The organism is Sporomusa sp., assembly GCF_035561155.1.
Lineage (GTDB): Bacteria > Bacillota > Negativicutes > Sporomusales > Sporomusaceae > Sporomusa.
Window position 1 is genome coordinate 49,989 of sequence record NZ_DATMYD010000096.1, and the last position, 23,219, is coordinate 73,207.

The following is a 23,219-nucleotide window of genomic DNA, read 5'->3' on the forward strand; positions in this document are numbered from 1 at the left end:
GGAGGAGGCTGATTAGGGACGTTAGATAATAGTATGTACTTTTCTTTAACAGTAACCCAGGCAGCTTTTAGACCCAGTGCTTTTGGTGCATGACACAGACGAATATTGAGGAGAAAAGAGGGAATTTACAGTGAGTAAAAAGTGGTTAACGTTTATCAGTTTAGCAGTAGCGCTCACCATGCTGGCTGGTTTGGTGGCAGGCTGTGGCGGTTCAACGGCATCCAAACCTGCTGATGCCAAAGATATTAAAATCGGTGGTAACTTTGAAATGACTGGCGGCATTGCCAATTTTGGCAACCAGACAGCCAATGGTATTAAGCTGGCGTTTAAAGAAGCTAATGCAGCTGGCGGTGTACTCGGCAAACAGCTTACGTTTGTAGTAGCTGACAACAAATCAGAACCAGCAGAGGCTGCTAATGCGATTACCAAACTGATTACCCAAGATAAAGTCGTCGCTGTGCTTGGCCCTGTATCCAGCTCTAACGTACTGGCTACCCTTCAAATCGCTCAAGACAACAAAATTCCGGTACTCACTGCTACCGCGACCAACCCTAAAGTAACTGTTGATAATGGCAAAGTACGGCCTTATGCATTCCGCGCCTGCTTTATCGATCCCTTCCAAGGCAAAGTAATGTCTGACTTTGCCAGCAAGTCGATAAAAGCAAAAACTGCCGCCATTTATATTGATAACAGCTCTGATTACTCCAAAGGTCTGGCTGACGTTTTTGAAGCTGCCTTTACTCAAGGCGGCGGCAAGATTGTAGCTAAAGAAGGCTTCCTGCAGAAAGACACCGACTTTAAAGCTACACTGACTAAGATTAAGGCCACTAATCCTGAAGTAATCTTTATTCCGGCTTATTACGAAGAAGTGGGCAAAATCGTTAAACAGGCCCGCGAACTTGGGATCAATATTCCTCTGTTAGGTACTGACGGCTGGGATGACAGCAAGCTGGTAGACATTGCCGGCGCTGCTCCGCTCAACAATGGCTTCTTCAGCAATCACTACTCCTCACAGGATAAAGATCCTAACATTGTAAAATTTGTTGAAGCCTACAAAAAAGAATATGGCCAAGAGCCTAGCGCTTTGGCAGCTCTCGGTTATGACTCCGGTTTAGTTATTATCGATGCGATCAAACGCGCAGGCAGCGCTGATCCGGCTAAAATCCGCGATGCTCTGGAACAAACCAAAAATCTTCAAGTTAGTACCGGTATCCTGACTCTTGACGCCGACCATAATCCGGTTAAGAGTGCTGTAGTAATCGAGATGAAAGATGGTAAGCAATCCTTTAAAGAAAAGATTAATCCCTAACCCCTAAATAATTGAATAGAGTGGTAATTAACTCTACCAGTGTACAATGTAGTGCAAGGGGTAAGGCTAAGGCCTTATCCCTTTTTACTAAGAACAATACAATCAAAGTCTCCCCACCGTGGACAAAAAGTAAGATGTACTGTGCAGGAAGTATTGACAGCGATGGACAAGGCCCCTATAATTACACTGTATGACACACAAGTATTTGTTGTTAGTGGACACGAAAGTACTAACAACAGTTGAGGTCTGGAGCCTTTTCGGCTGGTTGGACCTCAAGGCGTAGGGGGGCGATACTGTACATACAATTTCTGTACCACGGTATCCAGTTTTGATATTTGGGGAGGGAAAACCATGTCAAAAGCAAGATTTACTAAGTTGGTAAGTGTAATGGTGAGTGTGCTTATGGTGGCAGGTCTTGTTGCAGGCTGTGGCGGCAGCGGCGGTAGTAGTGGCCAGCAGGCAGATGTAATCAAGCTTGGCGCTAACCTGGAAATGACAGGCGGCAACGCCACTTTTGGCCAATCGGCGACCAATGCTGCCAAATTAGCTATTAAAGAAGTGAATGCCAAAGGCGGCGTGCTTGGCAAACAGCTTACCTTGGTTGTAGCTGACAATAAGAGTGAAGCGGCTGAAGCGGCCAATGCTATGCAAAAACTTGTAACTCAAGATAAAGTAGTGGCTGTTATTGCCCCGATTGCTTCGTCCAGTGTTATTGCATCGGCTCAGGTTAACGCCGACAACAAAGTGCTGGCAATCAGCCCGACTGCTTCGAACCCTAAAGTGACTGTTGATCCTAACAGTGGCAAGGTGCGTGACTTTAATTTCCGGGCTGCCTTTATTGATCCGTTCCAGGGCTCGGTAATGGCCTCGTTTGCCCAAAAGTCACTTAAAGCCCAAACGGCTGCTATATATATTGATAACTCCAGTGACTATGCTAAAGGCTTAGGCCAGTTTTTCAAAGAAACCTTTGAGAAAAATGGCGGCAAAATTGTGTCCAACGAAGCATATTTAGCAAAAGACACTGATTTCAAATCCACACTGACCAAAATAAAAGCTCAAAATCCTGATGTAGTGTTTGTACCTGGTTACTATCAGGAAGTTGGTATGATTATTAAACAAGCCCGTGAGCTTGGTCTTACAGTTCCTTTCCTGGGCGGCGACGGCTGGGATTCGGCTAAATTGCCTGAAATCGGCGGCGCACAGGCTTTAAACAACAGCTTTTTTAGCAATCACTACTCGCCTGACGATAACAGCCCGGCAGTGAAAACTTTTGTTGAAGCCTATAAGAAAGAATACAATCAGACTCCTGACGCTTTTGCCGCATTATCCTATGACGCCACCATGATGGTGATCGAAGCCATGAAGCGCGCAAACAGTGCAGATCCTGTAAAGATTAAAGACGAATTGGCTAAAACCAAGGATTATCAGGCAGTATCTGGTTTAATTACCTTTAATGCTACCCATGATCCGGTTAAGAGTGCCGTAATCATTGAAATGAAAGACGGCAAGCAAACCTTTAAAGAGAAGGTAAATCCCTAATTAAGGGTGAGTTGCGTCCCCTGTGGCCGGGGTAATCATATCCCGGCCATCCGGACCAACCGGCCCTTCAACATATAATAATATTTTTTGAAATGGAGAGGGGAGAGCGCATTGGATTCCTCAAGCTTAATCGTACAATTAGGACAGCAATTAATTAATGGTATTTCCCTGGGCAGCATTTATGCGCTCATTGCGCTGGGTTATACCATGGTTTACGGTATAATCAGGCTGATCAATTTCGCCCATGGAGACATTTACATGGTGGGCGCCTATGCAGGTTTTTTTGCCACATCTGTATTTAAGTTTTCATTTGTTCCGGCGCTGATTTTTTCCATGGCTGCTGCTGCTGCGATCGGTATGGCTATTGAAAAAGCGGCTTACCGTCCTCTGAGAAACGCACCAAAAATTGCCATCTTAATTACGGCTATTGGTGTATCGTTGTTCTTAGAATACGGCGGAATGCTGCTGGTGTCACCTCAGCCGCGTACCTTCCCGGCGGTTTTTAACGCCGAGGTATATAATGTCTGGGGTCTGGTGATTAACAGTCAGCAAGTTGTTATTTTAGTGGTATCCCTGCTATTAATGGTCATTCTGACCTATGTCGTACACCAAACCAAAATCGGTAAAGCAATGCGTGCCGTGTCTTTTGACACAGATGCTGCCCGGCTTATGGGTATTGACGTTGACCGGGTAATCTCTTTTACCTTTGGTATTGGATCAGCACTGGCTGCCGCAGCCGGCGTGCTTGTTGGCGTATACTACAACTCGATTGACCCACTGATGGGGATTATGCCAGGACTCAAAGCCTTCGTTGCTGCAGTACTAGGCGGTATCGGCAGCATTCCCGGCGCCATGCTTGGCGGCACAATTTTGGGAGTCATTGAAGCGTTAGTCAGCGGTTTCTGGTCTTCAACCTTCCGGGATGCAGTAGCGTTTGGGATACTGATTATTATCTTGCTGTGGAGACCGACTGGTCTCTTGGGTAAAAATATCCGGGAGAAAGTGTAGGTGACAGGCCATGAGTTTACGAGGAAAAACTAAAACAGATATTATGGGGTTAGTGGCCTGTATAGTAGCTTACGCCACTATTCAAGGCCTGATATTAGCCGATGTGATCGGCCCCTTCTGGCAACTTAACATTATCTTAATTGGTATCAATATTATTCTGGCAGTCAGCCTTAATCTTATTAACGGTTTTACCGGCCAGTTCTCTATTGGCCATGCCGGTTTTATGGCTGTCGGCGCGTATGTAAGCGCCGTGCTTACAGTAAAGCTGCAGTTACCATTTATTGCTGCTATTCTTGGCGGCGCGCTTGCCGCTGGTGCTTTGGGTTTTGCGATAGGACTTCCGACTTTGCGGTTAAATGGCGATTATCTGGCCATTGCGACTTTGGGGCTTGGCGAAATCATCAGGATTTGTATTCTAAACATTCAATATGTCGGCGGCGCGTCCGGGTTTATGGGTATTCCCCGCTTTACAGACTTTACTTGGGTGTTTGCGATTACGGTGTTTACTGTGTTTGTCATTAAAAACTTTATTGACTCAACGCATGGCCGGGCGTGTATTTCCATTCGTGAAAATGAAATAGCTGCCGAAGCCATGGGGGTTGATACAACAAAATACAAGGTATTGGCCTTCACTATCGGGGCGGCTTTCGCCGGTGTGGCCGGTTCTCTGTTTTCACACTACTTTTATATTGCCCATCCAGCGTCCTTTACTTTCATGAAATCATTTGATATCTTGACAATGGTGGTATTAGGGGGCCTCGGCAGTATCTCTGGCAGCATCACGGCAGCTGTTTTACTGACCTTTGTGTCAGCGGCACTGGCTAGCTATCCCGAGTGGCGGATGATTATATACTCGCTAATGCTTATCGTTTTGATGCTGTACCGGCCTCAGGGCTTGTTTGGCAATAAAGAGTTAAGCCTGAAGATGTTAGGCCGCTTGACAGGAGGTAAGAAACATGGCTCTACTCAAAGCAACTAAACTATCGAAAGTCTTTGGCGGCCTTAGGGCGGTCTCAAATTTCGACATTGAAATTGCTCCTGGCGAGCTAGTTGGTCTAATCGGTCCTAACGGTGCCGGTAAGACAACAGCATTTAACCTTTTAACCGGTGTGTATGAGCCTACGGAAGGGCAAATTGAGTTTGACGACAAAAGTGTTGTCGGTCTTAAACCCTACCAAATTACGCAGCGCGGTATTGCACGTACTTTCCAAAATATCAGGCTGTTTGCCGACCTTACTGTCCTTGACAATGTTAAGATTGCGTATCACTTTCACGTAAAGTACGGCTTGCTTGAATCTTTCTTCCGTATTGGCGGCTATCATTCTGAAGAAGCTGAGATTGAAGAGAAGGCTATTCGATTTCTGGAAATCTTCCAACTAGCAGACAAGAAAGATGAGATTGCTAAAAACCTGCCCTATGGTGAACAACGCCGTCTGGAAATCGCCCGGGCCCTGGCAGCTCAACCCAAACTACTGCTTTTAGATGAACCGGCAGCAGGGATGAATCCGCAGGAGACTCAGCAGCTCATGGAAATGATTCGTTGGATAAAGAAGGAATTTAACCTGACGATCCTGCTGATTGAACATGATATGAGCCTGGTAATGGGTGTATGTGAGCGGATCTATGTACTCGATTATGGCAGTATTATCGCTCAAGGAACGCCACAGGAGATTAAAAATAATCCACGGGTTATCGAGGCCTACCTCGGTGAGGAGGTTTAGATCATGGTTATGTTAAAAGTTGATAACATCAATGTATATTATGGTGCCATTCATGCACTTAAAGGGATCAGTGTTGAGGTAAATCAGGGCGAAATAGTTACGCTCATTGGCGCTAACGGTGCTGGTAAGAGTACTACGCTTCGGACTATCTCCGGTCTCCTAAAGCCTAAAACAGGTCAAATCACTTTTGAGGGGCAAAATATTGCCGGTGTGCCTGCACAGAATATTGTTAAACTTGGTATTTCGCAGGTTCCTGAAGGGCGCCGCGTATTTGCACATATGTCGGTACTTGAGAACCTTGAATTAGGTGCATATCTTCGCTCTGATACTAAAGAAATAAAAGAGGATATGGATAAAGTATTTACCCGCTTCCCACGTCTGGGCGAACGGCGCAGCCAGCTTTCGGGTACACTGTCAGGTGGCGAGCAGCAGATGCTGGCTATGGGACGGGCGCTCATGAGCCGTCCGCGTATTTTGCTCTTGGATGAACCCTCTATGGGCTTGGCACCGCTCTTGGTAAAGGAAATATTTTCGATTATTAAAGACATCAATCAGACAGGTACCACTATTCTTTTAGTTGAGCAAAACGCTCATATGGCGCTGTCTATTGCTAATAAAGCCTATGTACTGGAGACCGGACGCATTATCTTATCAGGTGATGCTAAGGAACTGGCTGAGAGTGAAGAGATTAGAAAAGCATATCTGGGCGGCTAACAACCGCCCCAATACATATCTAAAATCCAACATCAGAAATCTATATGTAGGGGAGTGTTATGCATGATCGTATCCAAACGAATGACAGCCAACCCCACTACCATTACGTCAGCCATGACCATTGTGGATGCGCTGCAGATTATGCGCAGCAACAAGTTCCGCCGCTTGCCGGTGGTGGATAATGGCAAGCTGGTTGGTATTGTTACTGATCGAGATCTCAGGGAAGTATCGGCTTCGCCGGCGACGTCGCTTTCCGTCTTTGAACTAAATTACCTCTTGGCCAAAATGCAGGTAAAAGACATCATGACCAGGAAGGTACTGACAATAAGCGCAGACGCTACTGTGGAAGAAGCGGCGCTCTTAATGTACAACAATAAAATCGGGGGCTTAATCGTTGTTGACGCCAATCAGGCCGTTGTCGGCATCCTGACAGAGACCGATATATTTAAGGCCTTTGTTGACGCTATGGGACTGCCTCAGGGTAAAACTCGCCTGAGCCTGATTGTTCCGGACCGGCTAGGTGTTATCAATGATATTTCCGGTGTGTTTAAGGAGCAAGGCGTCAGTATTGGCAGTTTTGTCAGCTTCCCAACTGAGGATGGTCAATATGAAGTGGTTATTCGTGCCGAGATTAACGATGTCAAAATATTGACCGATCGCTTAGCGGCTCTGGGCTATCCTGTGCAGCACGTCGCTCAGATCGGCTAAATTTTGTCTAAACCTGCCCCTGAATTTTACACATTTTGTTTGCTGTGCTAATATAATAAGCGTAGGAACAGGCGGCCGACCACGTCGGTGCAGCCGGGCAGCGCAAGCAGCAGGTTAAACCTGCGGGACCTATCAGGCCTGCAGGTTTTTTTATTATGTTTATTTTATTTTTTGGGGGGAAAGCCTTGGAAACTAATTATAACCAACTAAAGCAGCAAACGGCGCGGTTATCGGTTATATCGAATACGCTTTTAGTGGTTCTTAAACTAGTTGTCGGCTTATTTACAGGGGCGGTCAGTATTGTTTCTGAAGCTGCTCATTCTGCCGTTGATTTAATTGCAGCATTAGTGGCCTATTTCGCTGTTAAAAAATCTAGCAAGCCGCCTGATAGTCAGCATGCGTACGGTCACGGCAAAATCGAAAACCTGTCAGCGGCATTAGAAGCTGTACTTATTGTATTGGCAGCGCTATGGATCGTTTACGAGTCAGTAGACAAGATAAATCATCCGCATGCTCCGGAGTATTTGGAGTATGGCCTAATCGTAATGGCCCTGTCGGTGGCTGTTAACTATTGGGTGTCGAATAAACTCTATTATGTGGCACGCCTTACCGGTTCCCATGCCTTAGAGGCGGATGCGCTCCACCTGAGGGCTGATATCTGGTCAAGTGCAGGCGTCTTTGTCGGGTTGGCGATTATCAAGCTGACAGGTCTATACTGGCTTGACCCGATGATTGCCATTGCTGTGGCCGTTATCGTTTTTAAGGCTGGCTTTACTATGACCATGAAAAGTATCTATGAACTGACTGACGTCACTTTGCCTGAAACAGAAGAAGAAGAAATTAGAGCGATTGTTCACCAGCATCCGGAAGTCATTGCTTTTCACAAGCTTAGAACCAGGCGGTCAGGCAGCTTCCGGCTGATTGACATGCATATCGTGCTAAAAAAGGATATGCATCTCGACAAAGCGCATGACGTTTGTGATGAGATTGAAGTAACAATAAAAACGCAGTTTGCTCCCTGTGATGTTATTATCCATTTGGAACCATGTGACTACAACGACGGCTTTGGCTTCTGCCCGCCAGAATGCGGAGAAAACTGTAAGCATGAGTGAAGAAGGATTTTGTCTAGGCAGGTTATAATATATCTAGGATATAATATAGTAAGATATTAACAAAAGGAGGTGCATTACCTGTGGTAAAACTTACAGAGTACACTCAGCGCGGCGGCTGAGCTGCCAAAGTGGGGCCAGGGGACCTGGCCGGAATTTTGAATCAGTTGCCGGTAATGCATAATCCCAATGTGCTTGTTGGAATTACTACGTCAGATGATGCTGGGGTATATAAACTAAATGCAACAACAGCCCTGGTGCAGACTGTGGATTTTTTTACACCCATTGTGGATGATCCGTATATGTTTGGGCAAATTGCCGCTGCGAATAGTTTGAGTGATATCTATGCGATGGGGGCAACGCCCTTAACAGCGCTCAATCTAGTGGCTTTCCCCAATTGCAAGCTTCCGGGAGAAGTACTATTGGCTATTTTACAAGGTGGCCAGGACAAGGTAGCTGAGGCTGGGGCCGTTATTATCGGCGGGCATACCATTGATGACAATGAACCTAAATATGGATTGTCTGTCACCGGCCTTACTCACCCGGACAAGATTTGGACAAATGCCGGGGCGCAGCCAGGGGACAGTCTGGTATTAACAAAAGCGCTAGGCACCGGTATTTTGGCGTCAGCAGCACGAGCCTCATTATTCCCGCGCGGTGTAGCAGCCGCAACGGCCAGTATGGCGGCACTTAATGCTGTGGCAGCGAAAATTGCGGCAGGCTTTAGTGTTCATGCCTGCACAGATATTACTGGCTTTGGACTATTGGGACATGTTTACGAAGTGGCAACAGGCAGTAACGTGACAATAACCATTGATAGCGCTGCATTACCGCTTTTGCCTGAAGCAGCCGAAGCGGCTAATATGGGGCTGGTCCCGGGCGGCGCTTACGCTAACCGGAACTATCTAAAGACAGTGACCTTTGCTGAGAATGTTCCGGAGAATATCAGAGACATCTGTTTTGACCCGCAAACCTCGGGGGGTTTATTGTTTGCCGTACCGGGAAATCAAGCGGAAGCGTTAACTGCTGCCCTACAGGCCGCAGGCCTGGTGGAAGCCAGCCTGATTGGACAAGTTACGGCAGACGAAAGGGGAGAGATTTATGTCAGATAAAATTGTTGATTGCAGAGGCCTGGTTTGTCCTCAGCCGGTGATTCAGACTAAAAAGGCAATTGAAGCAGCCGATGCAGGCCGGATTACCATCATTGTTGACAATGATGTGGCTAAGACCAATGTCGTTAAGTTTTCTGCTGCCAATGGTCTGGGCGCGGCCGTAGAGGAAAAGAGCGGGCACTACTACATTACGATCATTAAAGGTACAAGCCAGCAGCTAGCGCCCACTGCGGAACCGGCAGCAGGCGTTGGTCCGGGTCCATGCCGTCAGGTGTACCTGATTACTCAGGATACCTTAGGCCATGGAGCGCCGGAGTTGGGAGCCGTATTGATGAAGGCTTTTATGACTACCGTGCTTGAGACCAAGCCTCAGCCCGAGGCGCTGCTCTTTATCAACAGCGGCGTTAGGCTGACTGTGCAAGGTTCACCGGTGCTGGAGCAACTGCAAACGCTGGCTGAGCGGGGTGTCACCGTCCTATCGTGCGGCACCTGCCTTGACTATTATCAGGTCAAAGCCAATCTGGCAGTAGGCGAAGTAACTAATATGTATACCATTGTTGAGACAATCTCAAACTCTAAAACGGTGACTTTGTAAGCAGGTGATTTTATTACATATCAGAGTTATGACCGGCTGATTTCTTTTGCGTCAATACATCAGGCAATCAAGGCCGAAAAGATATTAGCACAAAACGGTATCCCGAGCTATGCTTTGCCGACACCCCGTGAGATCGATATTAGCTGCGGCCAGTGCCTGCTATTTGCGGCTAAGCAGCAAGACACGCTGCTTAGCCTGTTTGCCGCCACCAAGGTTCGCTGGTCTAAACTGTTTAGCCGGACTTCGGCGGGCGACAGCGTGTATATTTTTGAAAAAATAACTGAGTATGGAGGTTAGTGTGGAACAACTGCTGACACCTGAATTTTGGCTGGGGATGGCTGTGAAAATCATCCGACTGGTGACCATTGGTATAGGTGGCCTCCTTTTGCTCAGGTTTACCAATATGGTTGTCGAACAATTTTTTATCCCTAAGCCAGGGGCTAAGACAATATACCTGGAAGAAAAGCGGGCCAGGACGCTAAGCAGTCTTCTGCATAGTATTATCAGGTACACCATTTATTTTGTTGTCGCGGTAATGATACTCCAGGAGTTCAAAATTGATACAACCTCGATTGTGGCAGGCGCCGGCATTATCGGTTTGGCCGTAGGCGTTGGCGCCCAGAGCCTGATAAAAGATTTTATTACAGGTTTTTTTATCATTCTGGAAGACCAGTATGGTGTAGGGGACTATGTAGTTATTGGCGATATGGCCGGTACCGTCGAGGAGCTAGGCTTTCGTGTTACCAAACTGCGGGATGGGAATGGCATACTCCACATAGTACCTAACGGCTCCATTATCAAGGTGAGCAATCACACTAGAGGGCATATGCAGGCTGTCGTCAATGTGCCTGTACCCTATGAGGCTGATATTGGCGAGATCTTTAACATTCTGGAGGAGGCCTGCATTACAGTCGGCAAAAGTATGCCGGAAGTGATAGTGGGGCCGAATGTCGTAGGTGTGGTTGATCTCAGACCGGGAGAGGTGGTTATCCGTATAACTGCCCAAACGGTGCCGTTAGAGCAGGTAAAAGTGGAAACGACGTTGCGCCGCTTGATCAAAGAGCGGTTTACCGAAGCTAAGATTCCCCCGCCGCAGCCATTGAACCTAAGTTCTCTGCCCCCAATAACAGCGGCCAAGACAGGAGGATGACATGAACGAGAGGTACAACTATAAAATCGGCGAGATTGTCAAAATGAAAAAACCGCATCCCTGCGGCGGTGATCGCTGGGAGATTACCCGTACCGGGATCGATTTTGGCCTTAAATGCCTGCAATGCGGCCGGCAGGTCATGATTCCGCGGCCTAAGTTTGAAAAGGGTGTCAAGGCCGTTGTTCCGGCAGGTCAACCAGCAGGCAAATAACGTAAGATACGTGTGGCTATACTTGTATTTCATCCGGCAATATCTTACAATATATAAGTTAACTGTTCTTATTTAAACATTCTGGCTGAAGTTTTAACCAGCCTTAAAGGTGGAGTAACATTCATGAGCACTAATCTTGAAGTGGGTATTGTCGGCTTGCCTAATGTTGGCAAAAGTACCCTGTTTAATGCTATTACCAAAGCCGGGGCCGAGGCGGCAAACTATCCCTTCTGCACTATTGAACCTAATGTCGGCGTGGTTGACGTTCCCGATGATCGACTGATAAAGCTGACCGAGATGTATAAACCTAGGCAGCGGACATTGCCTGCAGCCATGCGGTTTGTGGACATTGCCGGTCTGGTACAGGGCGCAGCCCAGGGTGAGGGGCTTGGCAATAAATTTTTATCACATATCCGTCAGGTCGATGCCGTAGCCCAGGTAGTCAGATGTTTTTCTGACGATAACATTACCCATGTGGCAGGCAGTCTGGACCCGCTAAGAGATATTGAGATTATCAATACCGAGCTGTGTCTGGCTGACTTGGAAACTGTCGAGAAACGCATTGACCGTGTCCAAAAAATGCTTAAAGGCGGCGATAAAAAAGCCCAGGCCGAGCTTGAAGCTTTGAAAACCGTGCACCATGCTTTAGCAGATGGCCAGCCTGCGCGCAGTGTTGTAAACGATGGGGATATGGCAGAACTGCTCAGCGATCTGTTTTTGCTGACCTTAAAGCCTACTCTGTTTGTTGCAAACGTGAGTGAGCAGGAAGCGGCTGACGCCAGCGCCAACCCGCATGTGGCTAAAGTGCAAGAATATGCCGCTCGCGAAGGGGCTGAAGTGATTGTTGTTTCAGCTAAAGTCGAGTCGGAAATCGCCGAGCTGCCTGTCGAGGAAGCCAGCGAATTTTTAGCTGATCTGGGATTGGAGGAATCTGGTCTTGATAAGCTGATTCGGGCTAGTTTCAAACTGTTAGGGCTTATGACGTTCTTTACAGCAGGCGAGCAGGAAGTACGGGCCTGGACTATTGTGCGAGGTACTAAAGCGCCGCAAGCTGCCGGGAAAATTCACAGCGACATTGAGCGCGGCTTCATCAGGGCCGAGATTGTATCATATACTGATTTGATGACAGCCGGTTCACACGGCGCCGCTAAGGAAAAAGGATGGGTGCGTCTTGAGGGCAAAGAGTATGTCATGCAGGACGGCGATGTAACCTACTTTAGATTTAACGTATAGAGCGGTTGCCTACCGCTCTTTTCCTTTTTTGGAGGTATCGGCGTGAGTAAAAGAATGAACAACTCAATTTTCTTTAACGTATCTTTATTGGGGGCCGGGCATTTTTTTAGTGATTTTTATGCTAATTTTTTACCGGCCCTACTACCGATTGTTATGGTTAAGCTGGGGCTATCACTGACCATGAGCGGAATGCTGGTCATGGCCTATTCGATAATTTCAAGTGTATTGCAGCCTATCAGCGGCTATATCATTGATAAGCGCGGCTATGCCTGGCTTATTCTTGTTACTATTCCTGTAAGTGCAGTTTTTATCTGTTTGGCAGGTTTAGCTGACAGCAAGTTTACCTTGTTTCTCCTGGTAGGTTTGGCAGGGCTGGGGGCCTCTGTCTTCCATCCGCTGGCTGCCAGCCTAATGGGCAGAGTGGTAACGGCAGAGACGAAGGGGACGGCCATGTCCATTTTTGTATTTGGCGGCAATGTCGGTTATGCCGTGGCACCGGCTGTTATCATGTATTTATTGAACGCTGCCGGTACAGCCAGCCTGATCTGGCTAATCTTCCCTGGTCTCCTTGTGACAGGGGCTTCTTACTTGGCGGGTCTGCACAAAGTTGATATAAGTCCGGCAGCGGCGCGCGAGCAAGAGGCTGTTAATGAGCAGGCAGAGCCGTGGTATAAGTCACGTGGCCTTATTCTCCTGAACGTTGCGAATGCTCTGCGGTCTTGGATGCAAGTTGCTTTGCCTACCTTTTTGCCTGTAGCTCTGGCTGGAGCCGGACAGCCTCCTGCTGTAGCCGCCAGTATGCTTACCGTATTTTTGTTAAGTGGCGCATGCGGTGCGCTGTTTGGCGGCTGGCTAGGCGACAAAATCGGCCGTAAGGCCGGTTTTATTGGGTCCTTGATACTGTGTATACCTGTTACCTACTTGTTCTTATCTGATTTGAGCCCGTCGCTTCTAAGCTACAGCCTGCTTGCCCTTAGCGGTGCGTTGCTCCAAAGCACCGCGCCAACCTCGGTTGTTTGGGCTCAGGAGCTTATTCCCGGTAATGCCGCTATGGCATCAGGTATGATGCTAGGACTGTCTTTTGGATTGGGTGGTGTCGGTGCGGCGATAACGGGGGCAATGGGAGATCGTATTGGAATTGAAGGCGCGTTGATGTGGTCGCTCTTTTCCCTTGGTTTGGCCCTTATTTTGGCATTTGCCATCCCACAGCCAGAAAAGAAGCCTGTTAGTAATCAAATCTTGAACATTTAACAATTTAACCGGTATTTTTCTTGCATTTGCGAGACAACTAGTGATATAATAATTTAGTCGCAACGATACATAGTGTGACATTGGTTTTGTTATTCAAAACCTTCCCTGCTCCCATAATGGGAGCCAATAGTCCAAAGGAGGAGGTGATTTCGTGAGAAAATACGAAGTCGTGATTATCGTTAAGCCTAGTGACGAAGAGGTTACTAATGCAACCCTTGCCAAGTTCGAGAATATTATTAAGAACACTGGCGGCACAATCGACAAGGTTGACCGTTGGGGCAAAAAGCGTCTGGCTTATGAAGTAAAAGATTTCATGGAAGGGTATTATACCCTGATTAACTTCACTGCTGAGCCAGCTACTGTATTCGAACTGGAGCGCGTGCTGAAGATTACCGATGAAATTCTTAAGCACATGGTTATTAGATTGGAAGACTAATTTTGTAGCCAGGAGGTGTGAGGATATATGAATAAAGTCATCCTTGTCGGCCGCTTGGCGCAAGATCCAGAAGTGAGATATACCCAGAGCGGCAAAGCTGTTGCTTCCTTTTCGCTGGCCGTCAATCGATTTGGCGGTGGCGCTCAGGGGCAAAATAATGCCGATTTTATCCCGGTTGTAGCTTGGGAGAAACTGGCCGAGACGTGTGGCAACAACCTCACTAAAGGTCAGAGGGTATTAGTCGAGGGCCGTCTGCAGATTCGCTCGTACGAAGCCAATGATGGGCAGAAACGTCGCATCGCCGAAGTGGTGGCGCAGTCCATCGAATTCCTGGAACGTAAACAGGCGTCAAGTGGTGACGCTGGGAATATAGATGTAAATTCTTTCGGCAAAGATGTCTTCCCTGACGAGGAAATCCCATTTTAAAAGGGGGGTAAACAAATGGCTATGAAACGTGAAAGAGGCCGTAAACCGAAGAAAAAAGTTTGCAGCTTTTGTGTTGATAAAGTAAGCTCTATCGACTATAAAGATCTTCCGAAACTGCGCCGGTACACCACCGAGCGGGGCAAAATTCTGCCACGCCGCATTTCTGGTAACTGCGCCAAACATCAGCGTCAAATGACATTAGCTGTTAAAAGGGCTCGTAATATCGCTCTTCTGCCGTTTACTGCAGAATAAACAGAACGATAATAGTGTCATAAAAGAGCAAGAACGCCTTTCGATAAGGCTTCTTGCTCTTTTTTTATTGAGCAAAAAAAAAGGAATATGTTAAGTAATATGGAATATATATCCATGGCAAAAGTTGATGCTAGGCTAGGCATAGCTCAGCAAGAATGTCTGGCAGGCTCAGTACCAGGGGAGGAAAGTCTGTGCAGTATGTCAATCCGGCTAAATTTCTTGAAAACATAAGCGATGGATATTTTGCCCTAGATACTAATTGGCGGTTTACGTACATCAATGAAAAAGCGCAAAAACTGTTGAGAAAAACCTGGGATGAGCTTATTGGACAGGATATCTTCGTTGTGTTGGGAGAAGGTAAGGAATCCCCTTTTCTGCCCAAATATCAGGAGGCTGTGGCAACAGGACGGCCGGTTGAGTTTGAGGCTTTTGTCAGGTCCGACAATTCATGGGTAAAAGTTAGGGCTGTACCCTGCCCAGAGGGACTATTAGTATTTTGTCATGATATTACTACCGAGAAATATTTGCGCAAGCTACATGAAACCTTAAATAGTATCAGGAAATCCTCAGACCTGATAACCGATATGGATCATTTTATCCAGGTAATTATTGCTGCCTTAATGGAAGGGCTTGACTGTCATTCAGCAGTGGGTTGCAAATATGAGCAAAACAGTTGGCAAATAAAGTATGTTTGCAACAAGCCACCGGGCATCATTGGAGGAAACCTACCTAAGAGTATTATGCCACATCTAATGGAATCAATTTTTAGGCGGACGCCGGTAGTGTTTAAGCGTGGAGATATATTTGAGTCGGCTGATAGTTTTGTTACACATGGCCGTGCTACAGGCTCTACTCTGGTTATGCCGTTATTTGTGCAAGGAGAGTGCTCGCTAGGCTGCTTATTTTTTAATAACTTAACCGTAGGCTTTAGTGAAGCCCAAATTGAGTTTGCCAAACGGGCGATTGAGTTTGTTGAACCACTCTTAACTAATGTTGTTCTCGAGATTCAAGATAGAAGACACTTGGCTACTTTCCGGGCGATTCTTGACCAAGCTCCTATGGGGATAGCTCTGTTTGACACCAGCATGAGATATACTCAGGTGAACCAGTGGATTGCCGACAGGCTGAAAACAACCCCGGATGAGCTTATTGGCCGTACAGTCAGGGAAGTGGCCACAGAGAAACTGGGGTACGCCCCCGCTGAGCAAATAACTGGCATCTACAAGCAAATACTTAAAACAGGCGAGACCTATGCGGTTAATGCGTATTTGTCGCTGACTTCTAATTATTATAGCGACTGGGTGTTAAAGAGAATCGAGGTAGATGGTGTGCCCATTGGCTTATTGTTGACAGGCATTGATGTCTCTAAACATGTCCAGTTGCAAAGCGAGTTGGAAGAATACCGCAGAAAACTAGAGCAGCTTGTGCAGGCGCGCACCAGTGAATTCCTGCGTGCCAATGAACGTTTTTATACTGCATTTAATGCCAGTCCCAGCTTGATGGCGATTCATGATAGGGAAGGAAAAATTGTCGATATCAATGCCGGTTTTGAGAAGGGAACCGGGTGGAGTAAAGCAGCAGTCATCGGGCGGACCATGTCGGAAATTAACCTTTGTTCACCAGAGTTTGTCTATGAGGTCCGAAAAGGCTTCCGCCAGGAAGGCCGTTTAAAAAATAGAGAGATGCAATTCTGTACAAAAGATGGGCAAGCGAGGACTGGCTTGTTTTCAGCCGAAGGCATAGTATTGGATGGAAAAGCCCATATTCTTACGCTTATTAACGATGTTACTGAAATAAAACTTATGGAAAAAGAGATGCAACACCTTGACCGGTTAAATTTGGTCGGGCAGATGGCAGCAGGTATCAGCCACGAAGTCCGAAATCCGATGACTACTGTTCGGGGATTTTTACAAATGCTGATGAAGAAAGACGGCTGCCTACAATATCAAGAATATTTTGAACTCATGATTAGCGAGCTAGATCGCGCCAACTCGATCATTTCCGAGTTTTTGTCGGTGGCTAGGACCAGGAAGTCAGATTGCATAGAGACAAATATAAACAACATTATCCGGGCGATTGAACCACTGCTAACAACCGATGCCTTGGCTTCAAGTAAATATGTAGTGTTAGAACTGGGCGCTGTTCACAATCTGCGCTTAGATGAAAAGGAAATTCGTCAGCTGCTGCTTAATTTAGTGCGAAATGGCCTGGAGGCTATGCCGAGAACAGGCAGTATCACGATTAAGACATATGAGGAAAAAGAGCAAGTAGTATTGGTTGTACAAGATGAGGGGGAGGGGATTCCCACCCATATTATAACCCGATTAGGTACACCGTTTCTAACCAGTAAGGTCAATGGGACCGGCCTGGGCTTGGCCGTATGTTATGCAATTGCCGGCAGGCACAATGCCAAAATTGACGTAACAACAAGTGCGAAAGGCACTACGGTATATGTAAGGTTTAATAAAGAACTGGTTTAATTTTATAAGCATTAATTATGTATTTGGCAATTATAGTATAATTCATCTATTTATATTACGCCCCGGTGCTTACGCCGGGGCTTTAACTGATTTTCCCTAGTTGTAAAGAAGGAAATAACGCCGCCTCCTTCGAATATAATAAGATGGACTAAGGAGGGGGTTTAGTGTTCTCCCAGGAATCGGATATCTTGCGAAAGCTGAGGTTAATTGAAGGGCTAAAAGCTGATCTTTTGGCCGAAGTGGGTAAACTATATCAGGCGATGGCCCGCAACAAGCGGGAGGCTATCGGCGATGCGCTGGCCCAAGTAGTTATTTCAGCTTACGTTTTAGGGCGCAGGCTGGGCATTGATTATCCTGAAATGGATGAGATTGTAAATACCAGGCTTGGACACAATATAAACCAGGAACCTGAAGTAGAACGTTGGTTTGGAGATATGAGCGAATACCGCCGCCATCTCCGCCAGAAGAGGTGAACTATGCAAAAAGCTCCAGTCAGACCGATCGTTGAAGGCGGGGTACTTACCGCTGTTGCTATACTATTTGCTCTTATCAGCACCTACGTGCCTGTTATTGGGGCCTTTGTCAACCTAATCTGGCCTGTTCCTATCGTACTCCTCGGGGTACGGCATGGCTATAAATGGAGTATTTTGGCTGTAGTGGCGTCAGGTATTATTATTGCACTCCTTATGCACCCGCTTACCGCCATCTCAGTCGTCGTTGGCTTTGGCTTAATCGGTATTGCGCTGGGATATGCGCTCAGGCAGGGTTTTTCCCCCGCTAAGGCGCTTGCTTTGGGATCGGCGGCGTCACTTGTGTCAAAAGCTGCCGTTATTGCGATCAGTGCGGCGGTTATGGGCTTTAATCCGCTCAATCTGCAGACTGAGGCCATGGTCAAAGGACTTGAGCAAGCAATGGAATTTTACCGGAGCATGGGAATGAAGGCCGAAGACTTGGCCCAGCTGGAAGCAACTATGCGACCGATGATTGATCTTATGAAGATCATTTTACCTGCTGGTTTTGTACTGGCAGCTGTTGTCGATACTTTTCTAAACTTCCAGGTGGCAAAGGCTGTATTAGGAAGACTCGGGCAGCGCATCGAGCCATTCCCGCCGTTTCGTCATTGGTCAGTGCCCCGCATTACATTATACGCTCTGGCGGTAGCACTAGTCGCCCTCTATTGGGGGAAATCCCGCGAGCTTGAACTCTTATATAATGCCGGCATGAACCTTCAGGTAATTACTACCATGCTGCTGGCCGTCCAGGGAATGGCTGTCTTTTACTTTCTTGCCGATAAATACAATTTGTCAAGATTGGTTCGAGGGATTATACTATTCTTGATCTTTTCTAACGGGATCTTCATGCAGGCCATTATTATCGGCGGCGCCTTCGATCTGATTTTCGACTATCGTCAACTGCGTGCGCCACGTTTGGAGTAACAGGAGGAATTGCAATGCCTCAAGGTCCATCATTTTGGTTTGACACCCGTATTTACCTGGCAGTAACAGCAACTTTTTTGCTTATTATCAGTTACTATAATTTCTATGCCGCCGCACTGGGGGCGGTCTTATTGTATGCACTCTATTTATATGGGCGGGAGCGTTCCACCGCACGCCAAAGAGCGGTTAACGACTACCTGGACACAATCGGACGCTGCGTTGATACCGCGGCGGCCCAGGCGTTCAATAACCTGCCGCTGGCCATCGTGATCATTGATCAGCAGGGCATTATACAGTGGCGCAATCAGTTACTCACAGAATGGGTTGCTGATTCGACTGAACCGGGCCAGTCGCTTGCCAAAATTTGGCCGGCACTGCCTATCGAGAAAATGGTCGATAAAGATGGTCAGATCAGGTTTGAGGCTGGGAACCGTCACTTTGATATCATCTATCGCGCTGTTGATAAAGCGCGGACAGTCCTTTACCTTTCCGATGTTACCGGACATGAATCTGACAGGGCGGCAAGCTGCCGCGTCCAGACAGTGCTGGCATACATCCAGATTGATAATTATGATGATGCTTTGACAGGGCTGAGTGAAAGTCAGCGAACGGCGATTCTAGGTGAAGTCAACCGGTTGCTGGCAGACTGGATCACCGAGCTTGACGGGTACCTCAAGAAATACAGCGAGGACACCTATATAGCGGTATTAAACCGCTGTGCCCTTGAACGATTAATGACAGGCGACAAATTTGATATTCTGGACCGCATCCGTAGTATCCAGGCCGGTAATAAGATCCCTGTGACGTTAAGCCTTGGTGCAGCTACAGGAGAAAACTCGGTAGCTGAGCTTGGCCAGCGGGCCCAGGCAGGTCTGGACTTGGCATTAAGCCGCGGCGGCGATCAGGCTGCAGTCAATATCAGCGGCAAGGTGCAGTTTTTTGGCGGCAAAGCCAAGGCAGTCGAGAAGAATACCAGAGTCAAGGCACGGATTGTGGCTCAGGCTATCCGGGAACTCATTGAGCAGGCGGACAGTATTGTTGTTATGGGTCATACCGGCGAAGATTTTGATAGTTTGGGAGCAGCACTGGGTGTTGCCAAAATGGTCCGCCATATGAAGAAACAAGTGCATATTGTTGTTAGTCAGCCGGGAGTGGCTATTGATAAATTATCAGAGCTCTTACTCGACTACGAAGAATATCGCAACTTATTTATATCCCCGATGCAGGCGGCACTGTTAGTTAATGCCAAAACTATGGTTTTTGTTGTGGATACTCATCGCCCAGAACTGGCAGCGGCTCCTGATGTTTTAGCCAGAGCCGAGCGTACGGTTATTATTGACCATCATCGCCGGGCCGAGACCATTATCGCTAACACCCTGCTTGTATACCTTGAACCGTCAGCCTCGTCAGCCAGTGAACTGGTTACCGAACTGTTGGGCTACTTTGATGATAAACTGGAATTGAATCGTTTAGAGGCATCAGCACTGTATGCCGGTATTGTTGTAGACACCAAGAACTTTGCTGTGCAGACAGGCGTACGCACGTTTGAGGCTGCTTCCTATTTGCGCCGGGCAGGCGCAGACCCCACTCTGGTCCGGCATTTGTTCCGGGTAGATTTTGAAACAATCAAAAGCCGGGCAGCCATTATTGAGAATACCGATATGCCACACGAAGGCGTAGTCATCGCCGTATGTCCGGTCGAAGTTAAAAACGCTCAGGTGGCTGCTGCTCAGACAGCTGATATGCTGCTTAATATCGAAGGTGTGCGCGTAAGCTTTGTGTTATTTAAAACTGAAGACGGCATTGGTGTCAGTGCGCGGTCACATGGTGATATTAACGTCCAGGTCATTATGGAACAGTTGGGTGGCGGCGGACATCAGTCAGTTGCCGGGGCCAAAGTCAAAAACGTCAATGCTGATGAAGTTAAAGCTAAACTTATTGAAATAGTCGATAGCTACATAAAGGAGAGTGTAATACATGAAAGTAATTCTGCAGCAAGAAGTGAAAAAACTCGGTAAAAAAGGTGAGATCCTTGAAGTGTCTGAGGGCTATGCCCGTAATTATCTATTGCCGCAAAAACTGGCTATTCCGGCCACTGCTAATAATGTCAATACTGCCACCCAGCAAAAGGCGTCAGAGGAGCGCAAAAAAGAGCGCATCCTGGATGAGGCCAAACTGCTGGCTTCTCAAATGGCCAAAATTACTGTTGCCATCCCTGTAAAAATGGGGGAAGGCGGCCGACTCTTCGGCTCAGTAACGGCCAAGGACATTGCCGATGCCTTGGCCACCCAGCACAAACTTGAGATTGATAAACGTAAAATTGAGCTTAAAGATGCGCTCAAGTCACTGGGAACCTTTACTGTACCCATTAAACTGCATCAGGAAGTTGGTACCCAGATCCAAGTAACAGTTAAGCCTGAGTAACTGCTGTATTAGAACGCTCATCTGCGTTGTTACTCCTGCGGCTGTTCAAACCTTAAAATTAGAAAGGTATTATAAAATGAAAGACTTTTTTAACAAACTTGTACGTAGTGGCAGCCGGGAACGCGCTGCTAGCGGTCTCGGCACGCAAGAAGATCAGCTCAAACGCCAAGTAGCCGCGCTGTACGGTTTGTACACCGGTGTCATGGGCGCAGAAAAAGTTGTACTCAAAGCCGGCAAACTGGGAGCACTGGAACTTATGCGCTCCAATGAGTTGCCTGAACGAGTACTGGCGTTACAGAAGCTGGTGTTTGAAGATCCTACCATCGATACGTTGCCATCTGCTCAAGACATTCCTGGAATTTTAGGAGATATTGAGGAAGAACTGGCTGACTTGTGCGCCCGGCGCACTTTGGAAGAACGGATTGAAAAGAAAATTGCCGAGAAGATGGAAGAACGCCATCAGGAATATGTGCAGGAAATCCGCATGCAGGTCATCAAGGAAGAAAGCGATGCCAATGCTGAGAATCCGCAGACACTCAAGAAATATGCGCTCCTGGAAAAACTGGAGACTCGCAAATTAACCCGCTCAGCCATGGAGCTCTTGCGCCCGGCTACCCTTGATGAGATTGTCGGCCAGGAACGGGCAGTTGAAGCACTCAGAGCCAAACTAGCTTCACCCTATCCGCAGCACCTCATCCTGTACGGACCGCCTGGGGTCGGCAAAACAACTGCCGCCCGCCTTGTGCTAGAAGAAGCCAAGAAGCTAAGAAATACACCGTTTTCCCAAGATGCTCCGTTTATCGAGGTTGACGGCACAACCCTCCGTTGGGATCCGCGTGATGTTACCAACCCGCTCTTAGGCTCAGTGCATGACCCAATTTACCAGGGCGCACGCCGCGATTTGGCCGAAAGCGGTGTACCTGAACCTAAGCCTGGTTTAGCGACAGATGCCACTGGCGGCATTTTGTTTATTGACGAAATTGGCGAGATGGATCCCATGCTGCAAAACAAGCTATTAAAAGTACTTGAAGATAAGCGGGTCTTTTTTGACTCCGCCTATTATGATCCTTCAGACACCAGTGTGCCGAAATATATTAAAAAATTGTTTGAAGAGGGCGCGCCGGCTGACTTTGTCTTAATTGGCGCGACTACCCGCGAGGCGGGCGATATTACGCCTGCGGTACGCTCGCGCTGCGCTGAGATTTATTTCGAACCGCTGACCCCCAAGCATATCGAAGAAATAGTCTATAACGCAGCTATCAAGCTGGATGTAGTCATTGAACCAGAAGTACCGCACCTCATCAGTGATTACACCATTGAAGGCCGGAAAGCGGTGAATATCTTATCTGACGCGTACAGTATGGCACTTCTGCGTGGTGGTAATGCCCAGGAAGCTGTCATAATTACCAGTGAGGATGTGTACCGGGTGGCGCAAGTCAGCCGCCTGTCGCCCTATGTTAATCGCAAGGCGTCGGCAACGCTCGAAGCCGGCAAGGTATTTGGCCTTGGTGTAAGCGGCTATCTTGGTTCGGTACTGGAGATTGAGGCAGTCGCCTTCCCTGCTGAAAAGGGCAAAGGCAGCATCCGGTTTAACGACACGGCCGGAAGCATGGCGAAAGACTCTGTATTTAACGCTGCCGCTGTTGTCAGGAAGCTGACAGGTCAGGATTTAGCCAGCTATGATTTGCATGTCAACATTATTGGCGGCGGACGCATTGATGGTCCGTCAGCTGGTACAGCAATAGTATCGGCCATTGTTTCAGCTATTACTGGCAAACCTATCCGTCAGGATGTTGCTATTACCGGTGAAATCTCCATCCAAGGCCGGGTTAAGGCTGTCGGCGGTGTATTCGAAAAAGCATATGGAGCCAAACAGGCCGGTATTGTTACCATGATTATTCCCCACGAAAATAAGGCAGATATCCCAGAAGGCCACTTAGGTCTGGACATCCGTCCGGTTACAACAGTAGAAGAAGCGTTGGCCATACTTTTTGATGAAAACCAGGCCGCCAGCGCGTAAAAGTAAGATATATTGCCGCGCTTCGCCCGTAAGGATTGATTTAACTTTCCTGGGCGAGCGCGGTATTTAAGTGAGGGAGAAAATT

Annotated in this window: 24 protein-coding genes and 1 riboswitch; all 24 genes read left to right on the forward strand. The window is 47.5% G+C overall.

Features of this window, described 5'->3' with window-relative positions; genetic code table 11:
* Positions 1-178 precede the first annotated feature (178 nt).
* The 24 genes from VN447_RS13255 to lonC all read left to right on the forward strand — a co-directional run bounded on the left by VN447_RS13255 (position 179) and on the right by lonC (position 23,134).
* Positions 179-1,309 carry an ABC transporter substrate-binding protein gene (locus VN447_RS13255; RefSeq protein ID WP_414714912.1) on the forward strand — a complete coding sequence of 377 codons (1,131 nt, stop codon included), beginning with the start codon at positions 179-181 and terminating at the stop codon, positions 1,307-1,309.
* Between the two features lie 351 nt (positions 1,310-1,660).
* On the forward strand, positions 1,661-2,848 hold the full coding sequence (locus tag VN447_RS13260; protein WP_325525824.1) for an ABC transporter substrate-binding protein: 1,188 nt from the start codon (positions 1,661-1,663) through the stop codon (positions 2,846-2,848).
* A 111-nt stretch (positions 2,849-2,959) separates the two neighbouring features.
* The gene (locus VN447_RS13265; protein ID WP_325525825.1) at positions 2,960-3,856 is read left to right on the forward strand and encodes a branched-chain amino acid ABC transporter permease; all 897 of its coding nucleotides are present in this window, start codon (positions 2,960-2,962) and stop codon (positions 3,854-3,856) included.
* Positions 3,857-3,866: 10 nt separating this feature from the next.
* On the forward strand, positions 3,867-4,835 hold the full coding sequence (locus tag VN447_RS13270; protein ID WP_325525826.1) for a branched-chain amino acid ABC transporter permease: 969 nt from the start codon (positions 3,867-3,869) through the stop codon (positions 4,833-4,835).
* Positions 4,813-5,577, forward strand: coding sequence for an ABC transporter ATP-binding protein (locus VN447_RS13275; protein ID WP_325525827.1), 765 nt, complete (start codon positions 4,813-4,815; stop codon positions 5,575-5,577). The genes VN447_RS13270 and VN447_RS13275 overlap by 23 nt, the downstream gene beginning before the upstream one ends.
* 9 nt (positions 5,578-5,586) lie before the next feature.
* Positions 5,587-6,291, forward strand: a complete 705-nt coding sequence (locus VN447_RS13280; protein WP_325525859.1) for an ABC transporter ATP-binding protein — start codon at positions 5,587-5,589, stop codon at positions 6,289-6,291.
* 63 nt (positions 6,292-6,354) lie between these two features.
* The gene (locus VN447_RS13285; RefSeq protein ID WP_325525828.1) at positions 6,355-6,999 is read left to right on the forward strand and encodes a CBS domain-containing protein; all 645 of its coding nucleotides are present in this window, start codon (positions 6,355-6,357) and stop codon (positions 6,997-6,999) included.
* Between the two features lie 53 nt (positions 7,000-7,052).
* Positions 7,053-7,132: riboswitch (NiCo riboswitch) on the forward strand.
* A gap of 52 nt (positions 7,133-7,184) precedes the next feature.
* Positions 7,185-8,111 carry a cation diffusion facilitator family transporter gene (locus VN447_RS13290; RefSeq protein WP_325525829.1) on the forward strand — a complete coding sequence of 309 codons (927 nt, stop codon included), beginning with the start codon at positions 7,185-7,187 and terminating at the stop codon, positions 8,109-8,111.
* Between the two features lie 80 nt (positions 8,112-8,191).
* On the forward strand, positions 8,192-9,220 hold the full coding sequence (gene selD, locus VN447_RS13295; protein WP_414714910.1) for a selenide, water dikinase SelD: 1,029 nt from the start codon (positions 8,192-8,194) through the stop codon (positions 9,218-9,220).
* Positions 9,210-9,815, forward strand: a complete 606-nt coding sequence (gene yedF / locus VN447_RS13300; protein ID WP_325525830.1) for a sulfurtransferase-like selenium metabolism protein YedF — start codon at positions 9,210-9,212, stop codon at positions 9,813-9,815. Before selD ends, yedF begins: the two co-directional genes overlap by 11 nt.
* A 39-nt stretch (positions 9,816-9,854) precedes the next feature.
* Positions 9,855-10,112, forward strand: coding sequence for a DUF3343 domain-containing protein (locus tag VN447_RS13305; protein WP_325525861.1), 258 nt, complete (start codon positions 9,855-9,857; stop codon positions 10,110-10,112).
* 1 nt (position 10,113) lies between these two features.
* On the forward strand, positions 10,114-10,965 hold the full coding sequence (locus VN447_RS13310) for a mechanosensitive ion channel family protein (RefSeq protein ID WP_325525831.1): 852 nt from the start codon (positions 10,114-10,116) through the stop codon (positions 10,963-10,965).
* Between the two features lies 1 nt (position 10,966).
* Positions 10,967-11,176: a DUF951 domain-containing protein gene (locus VN447_RS13315; protein WP_325525832.1), complete on the forward strand. Its 210-nt coding sequence runs from the start codon at positions 10,967-10,969 to the stop codon at positions 11,174-11,176.
* Between the two features lie 123 nt (positions 11,177-11,299).
* Positions 11,300-12,409, forward strand: a complete 1,110-nt coding sequence (gene ychF, locus VN447_RS13320) for a redox-regulated ATPase YchF (protein WP_325525833.1) — start codon at positions 11,300-11,302, stop codon at positions 12,407-12,409.
* 42 nt (positions 12,410-12,451) lie between these two features.
* The gene (locus VN447_RS13325; RefSeq protein WP_325525834.1) at positions 12,452-13,660 is read left to right on the forward strand and encodes an MFS transporter; all 1,209 of its coding nucleotides are present in this window, start codon (positions 12,452-12,454) and stop codon (positions 13,658-13,660) included.
* Between the two features lie 151 nt (positions 13,661-13,811).
* Positions 13,812-14,096, forward strand: coding sequence for a 30S ribosomal protein S6 (rpsF, locus tag VN447_RS13330; RefSeq protein ID WP_325525835.1), 285 nt, complete (start codon positions 13,812-13,814; stop codon positions 14,094-14,096).
* Positions 14,097-14,123: 27 nt separating this feature from the next.
* Positions 14,124-14,522 carry a single-stranded DNA-binding protein gene (locus VN447_RS13335; RefSeq protein ID WP_325525836.1) on the forward strand — a complete coding sequence of 133 codons (399 nt, stop codon included), beginning with the start codon at positions 14,124-14,126 and terminating at the stop codon, positions 14,520-14,522.
* A gap of 21 nt (positions 14,523-14,543) precedes the next feature.
* The gene (gene rpsR, locus VN447_RS13340; protein WP_325525862.1) at positions 14,544-14,774 is read left to right on the forward strand and encodes a 30S ribosomal protein S18; all 231 of its coding nucleotides are present in this window, start codon (positions 14,544-14,546) and stop codon (positions 14,772-14,774) included.
* Between the two features lie 191 nt (positions 14,775-14,965).
* Positions 14,966-17,254, forward strand: coding sequence for a PAS domain S-box protein (locus VN447_RS13345; RefSeq protein WP_325525837.1), 2,289 nt, complete (start codon positions 14,966-14,968; stop codon positions 17,252-17,254).
* A gap of 164 nt (positions 17,255-17,418) precedes the next feature.
* Positions 17,419-17,727, forward strand: coding sequence for a MazG-like family protein (locus VN447_RS13350; protein ID WP_325525838.1), 309 nt, complete (start codon positions 17,419-17,421; stop codon positions 17,725-17,727).
* Positions 17,728-17,730: 3 nt separating this feature from the next.
* Positions 17,731-18,690: a YybS family protein gene (locus VN447_RS13355; protein ID WP_325525839.1), complete on the forward strand. Its 960-nt coding sequence runs from the start codon at positions 17,731-17,733 to the stop codon at positions 18,688-18,690.
* A gap of 14 nt (positions 18,691-18,704) precedes the next feature.
* Positions 18,705-20,708 (forward strand): DHH family phosphoesterase, encoded by a 2,004-nt coding sequence (locus VN447_RS13360; RefSeq protein WP_325525840.1) that lies wholly within the window; start codon positions 18,705-18,707, stop codon positions 20,706-20,708.
* Positions 20,668-21,114 (forward strand): 50S ribosomal protein L9, encoded by a 447-nt coding sequence (gene rplI, locus VN447_RS13365; RefSeq protein ID WP_325525841.1) that lies wholly within the window; start codon positions 20,668-20,670, stop codon positions 21,112-21,114. Before VN447_RS13360 ends, rplI begins: the two co-directional genes overlap by 41 nt.
* A 76-nt stretch (positions 21,115-21,190) precedes the next feature.
* Complete coding sequence (lonC, locus tag VN447_RS13370; protein WP_325525842.1) at positions 21,191-23,134, forward strand: Lon family ATP-dependent protease; 1,944 nt, start codon at positions 21,191-21,193, stop codon at positions 23,132-23,134.
* Positions 23,135-23,219 lie beyond the last annotated feature (85 nt).